This is a genomic window from Mycolicibacterium chitae, assembly GCF_900637205.1.
Classification (GTDB): domain Bacteria; phylum Actinomycetota; class Actinomycetes; order Mycobacteriales; family Mycobacteriaceae; genus Mycobacterium; species Mycobacterium chitae.
Genome location: NZ_LR134355.1, coordinates 1,890,118 through 1,902,909 on the forward strand (window position 1 = coordinate 1,890,118; position 12,792 = coordinate 1,902,909).

The window sequence follows — 12,792 nt, forward strand, 5'->3', positions numbered from 1 at the left end:
TCCTCGGTCAGCATCGTCGCCAACGTCTCAATCGGGTCAGTCGCGGTGGCAACGGTACCGCTCAAGTTCGCGGCGCAAGGTGTCGCTCGTTGTCGCGGAGAGGTGAGACAAGCGGAAAGCGTTAACGACGTGGCGACTTCCGAGCGGGACCTGGACTGGATCTCGGCTGAGCTGGCCGGCTTCGCCGTCGCCCCAGCGTAGAGCGCCCACCGCACCCCTTCGACGCGCGTCGAGACTTCTTGACGGATGTCCAAACTGTGCTTACAGTCGGTCCCAAGAGAGTGGTTCAACTCACAGCACGCCGGCGACGCCGCCCGGCTCACGCCGGCGGTCGCCAGAAAAGGACACCCGTGACCACGACTGCACCGCGCCCCCGCACGGCCATCATCGGCGCCGGCATCAGCGGCCTGACGGCCGGCAAGATGCTCTCCGACTACGGCATCCCCTACGAGTGCTTCGAGTCCTCGGACCGCATCGGCGGCAACTGGGCCTTCGGCAACCCCAACGGGCACTCGAGCGCCTACCGCTCGCTGCACATCGACACGTCCAAGGAACGCCTGTCGTTCAAGGACTTCCCGATGCCCAAGGAGTTCCCGGACTTCCCGCACCACACCCAGATCAAGGACTACCTCGAGCGCTACGCCGAGGCGTTCGACCTCAAGCGAAACATCCACTTCCGCAACGGTGTCGAGCACGCGCGCCGCAACCCCGACGGCGGCTGGACGCTGCGCACCCAGGACGGTCAGGACCGCGAATTCGACTTCCTCGTCGTCGCCAACGGCCACCACTGGGACCCGCGCTACCCGAACTTCCCCGGCACCTTCACCGGCGAGAGCCTCCACTCGCACCAGTACATCGACCCGAGCACCCCGCTGAACCTCACCGGCAAGCGCATCCTGGTGGTCGGCATCGGCAACAGCGCCGCCGACATCATCAGCGAGCTGTCCCAGAAGACCTTCCAGAACACGGTGTACATGTCGACGCGCTCCGGCGCGTGGGTCGTCCCGAAGTACATCTTCGGCCTGCCCACCGACCGGATCGCCCGCACCTTCCCGCAGATCCCCGCCAAGTGGCAGCGCATGCTCATCCGTAAGCTGCCCACGCTGATCTCCGGCCCGCCCGAGCGCTACGGCCTGCCCCGCCCGGATCACCACTTCCTCGAGGCGCACCCCACCCAGTCCAGTGAACTGTTGCTGCGCCTGGGATCCGGGGACGTCAAGGTCAAGCCCAACGTCGCCAACCTCGACGGCCAGACCGTGCACTTCGTCGACGGCACCCACGAGGACTTCGACGCCATCGTCTACGCGACGGGGTACAACATCACGTTCCCGTTCTTCGACAAGGACTTCATCAGCGCCCCCGACAACAAGATTCGGCTCTACAAGCGCATGCTCAAACCCGACATGGACGACATCGCGTTCGTCGGGTTCGCCCAGGCGGTGCCGACGCTGTTCCCGTTCGTCGAGTGCCAGTCCCGACTGCTCGGCGCCTATCTGGCCGGCACCTACCGGCCGCCGAACCCGGACGAGATGGAACGCATCATCGACGCCGACGACAAGGCCAACATGGGGCACTTCGCCGACCGGCCGCGCCACACCCAGCAGCTCGACTACTACAGCTACGTCCACGAGATCCAGAAGAAGGAACTGCCCGCCGGCGCCCGCCGCGTCGCGCGGTACGGTCCCGTCGACCTCGCCCGAAAGGTGCCTGCATGACCACCGTGAGCCCGGTCGACACCGACGCCCCCGACCAGTTCCGCGACGATTTGGCCTTCCGGGTCGACGGTGACACCGTCCGCGCCTGGCACTACCCGGGCCGCGGCGACAATTTCGCCGGCCCGCAGGGCCGACCCGTCGTCGTCATGGCCCACGGCCTCGGCGCCACCAAGGACAGCGCCCTACCCGCCTTCGCCGAACGCCTCAGCGCGGCCGGCCTGGACGTCGTCGTCTTCGACTACCGCAACTTCGGCGACAGCGACGGCCAACCGCGCCAACTTCTTTCGATCCCCGGACAACTCGCCGACTACCGCGGCGCCGTCGAGGCCGCCCGCGCGCTGCCCGGCGTAGACCCCGACAAGGTCATCGTGTGGGGCGTGTCGTTCGCCGGCGGGCACGTGTTCAACGTCGCCGCCGAGGACCCCCGCATCGCCGGTGTCATCGCGCTGACCCCGGCCCCGGACGGGCTGGCCGCCGCGCTGCAGCTGACCCGCAACCAGGGCGTGGCCCACCTGGCCCGCAGCATGCGCGTCGGTCTGCGCGACGTCATCAGCGCGGCGCTGCGCCGCCCGCCCGTGCTGGCCCCGATCGTCGGAGAACCCGGCACCATCGCCGCGCTGAACGCCCCGGGCGCGCTGGACAAGCACCTGCAGATGGCCGGCCCGACGTGGCGCAACGAGTTGGCCGCGCGGATCTTCCTGCAGGTCGGCAACTACCGGCCGACCCGCCGCGCCAAGGACGTGCGCGTGCCGATGCTGATGCAGATCGCCGACTACGACCGCAGCGCCCCGCCGGCGGCCGCGATGAAGGCCGGCGTGCGCAGCCGCGCCGAGATCCGGCACTACCCGTGCGACCACTTCGACGTCTATCCGGGCGAGGCGTGGTTCGAACCGGTGATCACCCACCAGATCGACTTCCTGACACGGTATTTCGGCACCCAGGAATGACCGTCGACCCGCAGGCCCCGCAGCTCGCCGACCGGCGCGGACCCTACCGCGGCGAAACCCGCCGCGCCGAGATCCTCGCCGGGCTGGCCGACCTGCTCGAACAGCGCCGCTTCGACGAGATCAACGTGGCCGACATCAGCGCCGCCGCCGGGGTCAAGCGCAACACCTTCTACTTCTACTTCCCCAACAAGTCGGTGGCCGTCGCGGCGCTGCTGTCGGACCTGTTCACCGAGATGTTCGCCGGCACAGCGCCGTTCATCGCCCACGCCGGCGACCCGCACGACAACGTCAAGTCCGGCATCGACAACGTGGTGGCCTCCTGGCAGCGGCACACCAACCTCTACATGGCGATCCTGGACGCGCGGCACACCGATGCGGCCGTGCAGCAGTTCTGGGACGACTGGCTGGCCCAGTTCGTCGGGCCGATCGCCGAGGCCATCGACGTCGAACGCGAATCCGGGCGCGCCCGCCCCGGACCCGACGCCACCACCCTGACGGTGACGCTGATCGGAATGAACGTCAGCCTGCTGGACCGCATCGGGCGCAGCGGCTTCACCCCCGAATCGACCGAGGGCGCCCGGCAATCCCTGTTCCACATCTGGTACCACGCCATCTACGGCTGAGCTACCGCGGCCGGTCCACCGCGTAGGTGCCCGCGTCGTCCTGGAACACCACGAGCACGCTCTGGGCCTTGTCGCCGACGACCACCTCGCAACGGAACTCGGCCCCGGCGGCGACGACGGGATCGTCCCCGTCGTTGCATCGGATCTTCGTCAACCCCGTCACCCCGTAGCCGTCGACCGGGTCGAGCAGCACCGCGGTGACGTCGTCCTCGACCTGGGAGACCTCGAGGACGTTGTCGCGCACCGGATTCAGCGTCGAGAGCCCGACGCCCAGCGCCACACCGACGAGGACGACGACGGCCGCACCGGCGACGAGCCACCACCGGGAACTCTTGGCGGGCGCCTGCTTCACAACGGGCGGGGGCGGGGCCGGCCGCGGCGGGGGCGGCGGTACGGGCGCGGGTCGCTGATTCACGGTGCGCCACCACGGTTCCTCGGGCGGCGGGAGAGGCGGCCGGCGGAACGCGACCGTCGGATCGTCGGGGCCGGGGCGGGGCCCGCGGGGCCCGTGAGGCGGGCGGGGCCGCTCGCCATACTGGCCGGTCACTACGGGAACCTCCGGAAGCAGTCGTCGGCGTCACCGACCAGCCCGGAGCGGAACGCCGAGATCCGGGTGAAGCCCGAGGGCACCACGCCGCCGCGCACGTCGCTGGCCACGATGCCGTTGGTCAGGATGCCCGACACCGCCTCGTCGAGGTCGCCGGTCCCCAACACCAGCGGCAGATCGGAGCCCTGGGCCATCTCGCTCTGGGCGACGCCGGTCAGGCACGCGGTCCGCATCCCGGCCACACCAGATTCCAGGCCGACGCCCCGCTCCTGCTGCAGCGCAAGGACGTAGCGCGACGCGACCGCCGACAGGGCGGTGTTGTCGCCCTGCAGCAGCACCTGTTCGCTCTCGTCGGCCGGGGTGCCGATCTGCGCGAGCAACGCGAGGTTGACGCTGACGGTGTTGGTGTCGGGACAGTAGGCCGTGGGTTGGCCCTCGGCCAGCGGGCAGCCGGTCTGATCGGTGACCAGCACGGGCGGCGCGGCCGGGGTGAAGACGGCATCGAGGGTGTCCAGCAGCGACGCGACGGTGGCCTCGGTGATGGGTGCGTCGCTGCCCGGGATGCCGGAGTGGAACAGGAGGCCGGGCAGATCGCCCCGGCGCTGGTCGATCTCGTCGAGATCCATTGCGGCGCAGGCCTCGGTGCCGATATCGAAGCCCTGCTGCAGGGCGCTGACGCGGTCCAGGGCGGTGCCGTGCGCATCCGAGGGCGCCGACAGCAGGTTGAACAGCGAGATGGGGTCGCGCATCGCGATGGCCCCGGCGATCACCCGGTCCAGCGCGCCGGTGGTGTTGAGGGTGTACCGCGGCGAGTGGCCCTCGGCGACCCAGCGCAGATACGTCCCGGCCAGGCAGTCGGCCTGCTGCTCGCTGACCAGCGTGGGGGTGTCGGCGTCGACCAGGCGTGCCTGCACCTGCACCGCGTGGCCGTACTCGTGGGCCATCAACCCGTTCAGCGCCATGTCGCCGAAGAACTTCTGCGCGACCGGCAGCAGAAACTCACGATCCCACAGCAGCACATCCTGGGTGCGGCAGTAGGCCGCGTTGTACTTCAGCTGCGACGTGTCGGCACCACAAATCTCGGGGGCGTCGGGAGCCGACGGGTCGATGGACACCAGCGTCCGCACCGGGGCGAACCCGCCGGAGAACGTCTCGGAGTAGTGCTGGGCCCAGAAGTCCTCGACGTCCTCGATGGCCAGCAGCGCCGCCCGGTCGACCGCGCCGCCGTCACTGTGCTGCACCCGCGCGACCGACTCCGGCAGCGGCACGGTCGGTCCGCTGGGCCCGTCGGTGGCCGGCAGGCCCGCGACCCGGAACGGGTCGTACCGCATCGACACCGCACGCCCGTCGAGGGTGTACTGCGCGCATCCGGTGCCGACCAGCACGCACAGCGCCGCGACCGCGAACTTGAACCAGCGCAGGTGCGGTCTCGAAGACATGGGGGCGAAGTTCCGTCGGTCGTGCGGGGCGGGTGGTCCCGATCAGCTTCGCATAGCCGTGCTGGCCGCGGCATCCGCTATTGCACGCGCATACTGGCCTCATGCCCACCATCACCGCCATCCAGGGCGACATCACCCGCCAGGACGTGGACGCGATCGTCAACGCCGCCAACAATGCGATGCGCGGTGGCGGCGGCGTCGACGGCGCCATCCACCGCGCCGGCGGGCCCGCGATCCTGCGGGACTGCATCGAGCGCTTCCCCGACGGCCTGGCCACCGGCGACGCCGGCTGGACCACCGCCGGCAAGCTGCCCGCCCAATGGGTGATCCACACCGTCGGACCCAACTACAACGCCGGTGAGCGGGACCGGGCGCTGCTCGAATCCTGCTATCGGCGGTCGCTGGAGGTCGGTGACGAGCTGGGTGCGCGCACGGTGGCCTTCCCGCTGATCAGCAGCGGTGTCTACGGCTGGCCGCAACATGACGCCATCGCGGCGGCCATCGAAACCCTGTCGACGGCCGACGTCGACGTGGAGCAGGCGGTCCTGGTCGCGTTCAGCAGCGAGGCCTACGACGCGGTGTGTGCGCAGTTGGATTCGGCCAGGTAGCAGCCCATGTGTGTACATTGGTGTGTATGGCTCGCTTGAACGTGTACGTGCCCGACGAACTGGCTGAACGCGCCCGGGCGCGGGGCCTGAACGTCTCGGCGCTGACGCAGGCCGCGATCCGCGCGGAGTTGGACGACTCCGCCACCGACGCGTGGCTCGAGGCCTTGGCGCCGAGAAGCACCCGGGCGCGGCATGACGATGTGCTGGATGCCATCGACGCCGCCCGCGACGAACTCGGCGCGTGAGCGTTCCTGCGCCGCCGGAACAGGTGGTCATCGACGCAAGTGCCATGGTGGACCTCGTCGCCCGCACGGATCGCTTCGCCGCAGTCCGGGCAAGGCTGGCGCGGACGGTGATGCATGCACCGGCCCACTTCGACGCCGAAGTGCTCTCGGCGCTGGGACGCCTGCAACGTGCGGCTGTACTGACCGTGGCGGAAGTCGATGCAGCCCTTGATGAACTCCGGCAGGCGCCGGTGACACGGCACGCTCTCCCGTCGCTGCTTTCCGGCGCGTGGGCGCGTCGCGACACGTTGCGCCTGGCTGATGCGCTCTACGTCGAATTGGCCGAGACGGCCGGTTTGACCTTGCTGACGACGGACCAAAGGTTGGCGCGCGCGGCGCAAGTGGCCGACGTCATCGCCTGAGCGCGATTCGGCACCGCGCGTCATGGGTACGGTCGAGACCATGGATGTGTACACCCTTGCCTTCGAATGGACGGAGACCAACCGACACTGGCTGATCGAGGTACCCATTCGGCTTGTCGCGTACATCGTCGTGGTTCTGGTCGCGCGCTATCTGCTGCACCGGATGATCGATCGGGCCACCACGGCGCACCCCCGCAAGGTTCGGAGCGAGGAGGTCGACGCGCCGGCCAAGAAGCCGCCGTTGCTGCGTCACCTGCGCGACCGTGCCGCGTCGACGGCCGGCGCGGCCCGCATCGCGGCGCGCCGCCAGCAGCGCGCGCAGACCATCGGGTCGGTGCTGAAGTCGACCGTGTCGATCGTCCTGCTGGTCTGGCTGGTGCTGGCCTGCCTCAACGTGCTGGGCGTCAACATCGCGCCGTTCATCGCCTCGGCGGGCGTGGTCGGCCTGGCCATCGGCTTCGGTGCGCAGAACCTGGTGCGTGACTTCGTCACCGGGGTGTTCATGCTGCTCGAGGATCAGTACGGGGTCGGTGACATCGTCGACCTCGGCGAGGCCATCGGCGAGGTCGAGACCGTCGGTCTGCGCGTGACCACCGTGCGCGATATCGACGGCACTCTCTGGTACGTCCGCAACGGTGAGATCGCCCGGGTGGGCAACATGAGCCAGGACTACGCCGTCGCGCGCGTCGAGGTACCGGTGTCGTTGACGGCCGACCTGGGGCGCGCGGAGTCGGTGGCCGTCGAGGCGGCCAAGCAGGCCATCAAGGATCCTGCGATGGAGTCCAAGGTGATCGGCGAGCCCGAGATGCTTGGGGTGCAGGAGCTCTCACCCGATCTGCTGACGTTGCGGATGTTGGTCAAGACCAAGCCGAACGCGCAGTGGTCGGTGCAGCGACGGCTGCGCGGCGAGATCCTGCGCGCCTACGACAAGAACGGCATCGACCTGCCGTACCCGCAGGGCCGGCTGCCGATCGCGGTCGGGGAGTAGCGCTCAGCCCTCCGCGGCGGCCACCAGCGAGCGCAGCTTGATCTCGGGGTTGTCGCGCTGGAATCCCTGCAGCCGCCACGGTGTGGAGAACAGCACCAGCAGCACGCCGTCGGAGCGGGTCATGACCTCGGCCGAGACCTGCTTGTTCATGAACTCGGCGTCCTCGGGTTCGACGATCCGCGCCACCTGGTAGGGCAGCGGTTCCAGCGCGATCGGGGCGCCGATCTCGGTGGCCATCCGGTGCGCGGCGACCTCGAACTGCATGGGGCCGACGGCGGCGAACACGGGGGCCTGGTCGCCGCGGCGATCCGAGCGCAGCACCTGCACGACACCCTCCTGGTCCAGCTGCTCGATGCCGCGGCGGAACTGCTTGTGCTTGCTGGGATCGGTGCCGCGGGCCACCGAGAAGTGCTCCGGGGAGAAGCTCGGGATCGGTGGATACTGCACGGGCACATCGCGATACAGCGTGTCGCCGGGGCGCAGGGCGGCGGCGTTGGCCAGGCCGATCACGTCGCCGGGCCAGGCGGTGTCCAGCGTGGCGCGCTGCTGTCCGAACACCGACTGCGCGTACTTGGTGACGAACGGCTTGCCGGTGCCGGCGTGGGTGAGGACCTCGCCGCGCTCGAAGGTGCCCGAGTACACCCGCGCATACGCGATGCGGTCGCGGTGCGCGGTGTCCATGCCGGCCTGCACCTTGAACACGAACGCGCTGAACGGTCCGTCGGTGGTCCGCTCGGTCCCGTCGACGCCGGTGGCCGAATCCGGCGCCGGGGCCAGCTCGACCAGGACGTCGAGCAGTTGGTTCACGCCGAAGTTCAGTGCGGCGGAGGTGAACAGCAGCGGCGAGGACTCGCCGGACAGGAAGCCGTTCCGGTCGTAGTCCGACCCGTCGGCCGAGAGCAGCTCGGACTCCTCGACGGCGGTGTCCCAGTCCACGCCGGCCGCGTCGTGCGCGGCGTCGGCGGCGATGTGTTCCTCCGGGGCGACGGTGGCGCCGCCGGCGGTGCGGGTGAACCGAATGTAGTTGCCGCTGCGGCGATCCAACACGCCCTTGAAGTCGCCGGCGATGCCCACCGGCCAGGTCAGGGGTGTGGGGCGAAGGCCGATCCGCTCCTGGATCTCGTCGATGAGTTCCAGGGCGTGGCGGCCGGGGCGGTCCCACTTGTTGATCACGGTGATGATCGGGATGCCGCGGTGCTTACAGACCTGGAACAGCTTGAGGGTCTGGGGCTCGAGGCCTTTGGCGGCGTCGATGAGCATGACCGCGCAGTCCACCGCCGTGAGCACCCGGTAGGTGTCCTCGGAGAAGTCGGCGTGGCCGGGGGTGTCCAGCAGGTTGATGACGCAGTCGCGGTAGGGGAACTGCAGTGCGGTCGAGGTGATCGAGATGCCGCGGGCCTTCTCCATCTCCATCCAGTCCGACACGGTCGCGCGGCGGCCCGCCTTGCCGTGGACCGCGCCGGCCTCGGTGATGGCGCGCGCGTGCAGGGCCAGCGCCTCGGTGAGCGTGGACTTACCGGCGTCGGGGTGGCTGATGACGGCGAAGGTGCGACGGCGCGCCGCCTCGGCGGCGATGCGGGCGTCGGTGGCGGGGGCGTTATCGGTCAGGGTGTTGTCGGTCATCTCGGTACTGATGGTATTGCCCGGGCGGGCAGATCGAATAATCGTCCCTGTGTGCACCGTTTGCTGGCAGGATAAAAGTGTCAGACCACCGCACTAGAATGAGGTAGCTGTCTGATGGTGGGGGTGCAATGTCAGGGTGGCCGGTATGTGGCAACTGCGGGGAGGCCGCCTTCTTCGGATGGCTGGGCGGAATGCACGCGTGTGACGCCGACCCGTTCATCGAACCGTTGACGGTCCGGTTGGAGCGACCCCGGCCGGCCCCCGATTGCGGTGCCCGCCACCACCGGGCGATCAAGTGCATCGTCATCGAGGGCGCCGAACTCGCGCACCTCGAACGCTTCATGGAGCGGGTGCAGGACGACGACGAGGTCACCGAGCTGAGCGTCACGGTGTGCGCCGACGGCACCCTGGAGTTCCGGGGCGCGGGATTCATCTATAGCGCCCGGATCGGCATCGACGCGCCGTTACCGGGTTGGCCGTAGGTACGAGCGTGTGATGATCTGCGGCATGACTGTTTCAGCCGCGCACGCCGTCCTGGTCGGGGTCGACGGCTCACCGTCGTCGGACGCCGCGGTCGCGTGGGCGGCCCGGACCGCGGCGCTGCGCGAGACCCGACTGGTCCTGGTCCATGTGACCCCGGCCCCCAAGGAGGCGGTGCTGACCGAGAGCCGCGCGGTCGCCGAACGCTCCGTCGATGCGGCGCTGCAGATCGAGACGGCCGAGCTCTCCGGCGACGTGGTGCCGGCGCTGGTGGCGCTGTCCGAGGACGCCGAGCTGGTGGTGGTCGGCTGCCGCGGCCTGGGCCGGATCCCGCGGCGCCTGCTGGGCTCGGTCAGCACCGGCCTCGCCCACCACGCCCGGTGCCCCGTGGTGATCGTGCACGACGAGAAGCGCGGCGCGCCCGAGGATGTGGCGAAGCTGCCGGTGGTCGTCGGCGTCGACGGGTCGGCGGCATCGCAGGCGGCCGCGGCCGTCGCGTTCGACGAGGCCGCGCGCCGCGACGTCGAGCTGATCGTCCTGCACTCCTGGTCCGAGTACATCGGCATCGAACTGCCCGGCGCGGAGTGGGAAGTGATGCACCCCAAGGCTGTTGCCGCCCTCGACGAGTGGCTCGCGGACCTGCAGCAGCAGTACCCGCAGGTGTCGGTCCGCAAGGTCGTGGTTCCGGACGGCGCGGCCCGCCGGTTGGTCAAGCATTCGCAGGACGCGCAGCTTGTGGTGGTCGGGCGCCGCGGCCGCGGCGGCCTCGCCGGGATGCTGCTGGGCTCGGTCAGCGCCGCGGTGGTTGAGGCCGCGCACACGCCGGTCATCGTCGTGCGTGAGCCCGTCGTGCGGGCACCCTGAGCGGACTCCCTGAGGGCTACAACCCCAACCGGCCCAGCACCCGTCGCACCAACCCCTGGTCCGAACCGGTCGGCGGCTGCCGGTCGGCGTAGGGCCACGGCTGGTTGCGCTCCGGGACCGACTCGGCGCGGACCTGCTTGAGCTGCATCCGCAGATGCTGCCGAAGCTCGTGCAGATCGGCGTCGCCCCAACGGTTCTCAGCCTCGATCGGGTCGGCGGTCAGGTCGTACAGCTCCCACTGATCGTCCAGCGGGTCGCTGCGGTACGCCTCGCCGCCGAGCCCGTCGCTGGCCAGATGCCGCACGCCGGGTTCGGTCCAGGTCGCCGGGTCGTCGAAGGTGCGCACCAGCTTCCACAGATGCCCGGCGCCGCCCGGCGCATCGGCCTCGTCCACGCGGACCACCAGGCCCTCGAAGTTGGAGGCCACATGGGCCGGGACCTTGATCCGCAGCGGCGCCGGTGGTTTCACCGTCCGGCCCAGCTGCCGCGCCAACCCGGAGGCCTTGGTATCGCCCTCGAGCACGTTGTCCCGGGTCATCAGGTAGATGGACCGGTGCTCGTCGGCGTCGGCCCCGTCGACCACCGGCATCAGATCCCGGCCGGGCAACTGATGCACCTCGGAGAACGATTCGGCCAACCCGGCGGCCACCGTGTCCACATCCACCCCGGCGGCCCCGAGCAGCGTCGGCACCAGGTCGACGTGCGACGTCGGCGCGGACACGGTGCGCGCCGAGGTGGCCGCGGCGCCGATGCGGGCGACGACGAACGGCACCCGGGTGGCCTCGTCGTAGAGGTTGAACCACTTCTGATGCAGACCGCCGTGCGCGCCCAGCAGCTCGCCGTGGTCGGAAGTCCTTACCAGCACGGCGTTCTCGGACCCGCCGTCGGTGACCGCCCGGCGCACCCGGTCCAGCGGCCCGTCCACCTCGGCGTGCAGCCGGTAGTACAGATCGCGGTACTCCTGCGCCTTGCGCTGATACGTGCGACGCACCGCCGCGGCCGGGCCGTAGCCGGAGTAGTAGGTCTCCCGGTAGGCGATCTGGGCGGCCGGCTTGTCGCGGAGATCCTCGTCGGCGGTCGGCGGCGGTGCCACCGGCGGCGGCTCCCACATCGGCGCCGGCGCCAGCGGGCTGCGCCGCGCCCAGGTGGGGAACAGCACGATGTCGTGCGGGTTGACGAAGCTGACCACCAGCAGGAACGGCCGCAGTGCCGCGGCGTCGCCGGCGCGCCGACGGGCATACCGGTCCTGCAGCCAGGCCACGGCCCGCTCCGCGTAGAGCGGGTCGCGGCGAAATCCGCTGTTGGCCAACGGCGCCCCGTGGGGTTCGGGTCCCACCCAGTTGGAGAAGCCGAACGGCGCCAACCGGTCGGCCTTGCGGTACGCCTGCACGGCCGCCTCGTCGACCACGCCGTCGTCGTCGTTGGTCGCGAGGATCTCCCCGGTGGCGGGGTCCTCGATGTCGGCATGCGAGATGTGCCATTTGCCTTCGTAATAGGTGTCATAGCCGGCCGCCTGGAACCAGTTGCCCAGCGTCGGCACCTCGCCGCGGCGCAGCCACCGCAGCCGAGAATCGTCGTACCGCTTGCCCAGCCCATCGGTCTGGGTGACGCCGTGCAGATCCGGGTACTGACCGGTGAACAGCGTCGGGCGGCTCGGCACGCACGCCAGCGAGCCGGTGTAATGCCGGGCGAAGCTGACGCCGTTCTCGTCGAACCAACGTCGCCCGCCCAGCACGCGTTGCCGCCACGCCAGCAGCGCGTCCGACTCGTACGTCGGGATCGCGCGCTCCTCGTCGGTCATCAGGATCACGATGTCGGGTCGGTCGGTCACGTCGCTCCTCCTACTCGGCGGTCCAGCCCGGCCAGCATGGCGTCGGATTGCTTGGCCATCACGACGCCCACGATCCGCTCCAGCAGCCGCGCCAGCGGGCCGGAACCCTTGGTGATGGTGCTGGTGACCGTCACCTCGGTGGCCCCGCCGGACGGCCGCAGCGTCCACCGGTTCTCCAGCGTGCCCAGCCAGCGCGGCAGGCCCTCGATGTCGTAGGCCAGGGTGTTGGCCGGCTCGAACACGGTGATGGTCTCCACCAGCGTGTTGCGGCCCACCTGCACCCGACGGCTGGTGCCCACATTGTCGGGGTGTGCCGTCAGCACGCTGGAGTGGTCGATACCGTCCGCCCAGGAACTCAGTTCCCCGAAGTCGGCCAAGACATCCCAGATTGCTTGCGGCTGGGCCGATATCACCCGACTGCGACTTGCTTGTGCCACACCGCCATGTAACACGATCATCGGCGGGATTTCAGCGCAACGCC

Annotated in this window: 14 protein-coding genes; 9 read left to right on the plus strand and 5 right to left on the minus strand. The window is 69.9% G+C overall.

What is annotated here, in order from left to right:
- The first annotated feature begins 422 nt into the window (after positions 1–422).
- Genes EL338_RS08925 through EL338_RS08935 form a run of 3 tightly spaced genes read left to right on the plus strand, consistent with a single transcriptional unit; the run spans position 423 to position 3,285 of the window.
- Positions 423–1,715 carry a flavin-containing monooxygenase gene (locus EL338_RS08925; protein WP_235666491.1) on the plus strand — a complete coding sequence of 431 codons (1,293 nt, stop codon included), beginning with the start codon at positions 423–425 and terminating at the stop codon, positions 1,713–1,715.
- Complete coding sequence (locus EL338_RS08930; protein WP_126333438.1) at positions 1,712–2,662, plus strand: alpha/beta hydrolase; 951 nt, start codon at positions 1,712–1,714, stop codon at positions 2,660–2,662. Before EL338_RS08925 ends, EL338_RS08930 begins: the two co-directional genes overlap by 4 nt.
- Positions 2,659–3,285 (plus strand): TetR/AcrR family transcriptional regulator, encoded by a 627-nt coding sequence (locus EL338_RS08935; protein WP_126333439.1) that lies wholly within the window; start codon positions 2,659–2,661, stop codon positions 3,283–3,285. Before EL338_RS08930 ends, EL338_RS08935 begins: the two co-directional genes overlap by 4 nt.
- A gap of 1 nt (position 3,286) precedes the next feature.
- Here EL338_RS08935 and EL338_RS08940 read toward each other — a convergent pair whose 3' ends face one another.
- On the minus strand, positions 3,287–3,832 hold the full coding sequence (locus tag EL338_RS08940; protein ID WP_163792083.1) for a DUF4333 domain-containing protein: 546 nt from the start codon (positions 3,830–3,832) through the stop codon (positions 3,287–3,289).
- Positions 3,832–5,271, minus strand: coding sequence for a neutral zinc metallopeptidase (locus EL338_RS08945; RefSeq protein ID WP_126333441.1), 1,440 nt, complete (start codon positions 5,269–5,271; stop codon positions 3,832–3,834). The genes EL338_RS08940 and EL338_RS08945 overlap by 1 nt, the downstream gene beginning before the upstream one ends.
- A 101-nt stretch (positions 5,272–5,372) precedes the next feature.
- Between EL338_RS08945 and EL338_RS08950 the strand changes: the two genes are divergently transcribed.
- The 4 genes from EL338_RS08950 to EL338_RS08965 are packed head-to-tail and all read left to right on the plus strand — an operon-like array spanning position 5,373 to position 7,513.
- Positions 5,373–5,879 carry an O-acetyl-ADP-ribose deacetylase gene (locus EL338_RS08950; RefSeq protein WP_126333442.1) on the plus strand — a complete coding sequence of 169 codons (507 nt, stop codon included), beginning with the start codon at positions 5,373–5,375 and terminating at the stop codon, positions 5,877–5,879.
- A 26-nt stretch (positions 5,880–5,905) separates the two neighbouring features.
- On the plus strand, positions 5,906–6,124 hold the full coding sequence (locus EL338_RS08955; RefSeq protein WP_126333443.1) for a type II toxin-antitoxin system CcdA family antitoxin: 219 nt from the start codon (positions 5,906–5,908) through the stop codon (positions 6,122–6,124).
- 44 nt (positions 6,125–6,168) lie between these two features.
- Positions 6,169–6,525 carry a type II toxin-antitoxin system VapC family toxin gene (locus EL338_RS08960; RefSeq protein ID WP_235666492.1) on the plus strand — a complete coding sequence of 119 codons (357 nt, stop codon included), beginning with the start codon at positions 6,169–6,171 and terminating at the stop codon, positions 6,523–6,525.
- 40 nt (positions 6,526–6,565) lie between these two features.
- A complete protein-coding gene (locus tag EL338_RS08965) occupies positions 6,566–7,513 on the plus strand; it encodes a mechanosensitive ion channel family protein (RefSeq protein ID WP_126333444.1) in 948 nt (315 codons plus the stop codon).
- A gap of 3 nt (positions 7,514–7,516) precedes the next feature.
- Here EL338_RS08965 and EL338_RS08970 read toward each other — a convergent pair whose 3' ends face one another.
- The gene (locus EL338_RS08970; protein WP_126333445.1) at positions 7,517–9,136 is read right to left on the minus strand and encodes a peptide chain release factor 3; all 1,620 of its coding nucleotides are present in this window, start codon (positions 9,134–9,136) and stop codon (positions 7,517–7,519) included.
- Between the two features lie 191 nt (positions 9,137–9,327).
- Between EL338_RS08970 and EL338_RS08975 the strand changes: the two genes are divergently transcribed.
- Positions 9,328–9,618, plus strand: a complete 291-nt coding sequence (locus tag EL338_RS08975) for a hypothetical protein (RefSeq protein WP_126333446.1) — start codon at positions 9,328–9,330, stop codon at positions 9,616–9,618.
- 25 nt (positions 9,619–9,643) lie between these two features.
- Positions 9,644–10,480 (plus strand): universal stress protein, encoded by an 837-nt coding sequence (locus tag EL338_RS08980; protein WP_126333447.1) that lies wholly within the window; start codon positions 9,644–9,646, stop codon positions 10,478–10,480.
- Between the two features lie 16 nt (positions 10,481–10,496).
- Here EL338_RS08980 and EL338_RS08985 read toward each other — a convergent pair whose 3' ends face one another.
- Together EL338_RS08985 and EL338_RS08990 are read right to left on the minus strand one after the other, a co-directional pair.
- On the minus strand, positions 10,497–12,311 hold the full coding sequence (locus EL338_RS08985) for a sulfatase-like hydrolase/transferase (protein WP_126333448.1): 1,815 nt from the start codon (positions 12,309–12,311) through the stop codon (positions 10,497–10,499).
- The gene (locus EL338_RS08990; RefSeq protein WP_126336756.1) at positions 12,308–12,766 is read right to left on the minus strand and encodes an SRPBCC family protein; all 459 of its coding nucleotides are present in this window, start codon (positions 12,764–12,766) and stop codon (positions 12,308–12,310) included. The genes EL338_RS08985 and EL338_RS08990 overlap by 4 nt, the downstream gene beginning before the upstream one ends.
- Between the last annotated feature and the right edge of the window lie 26 nt (positions 12,767–12,792).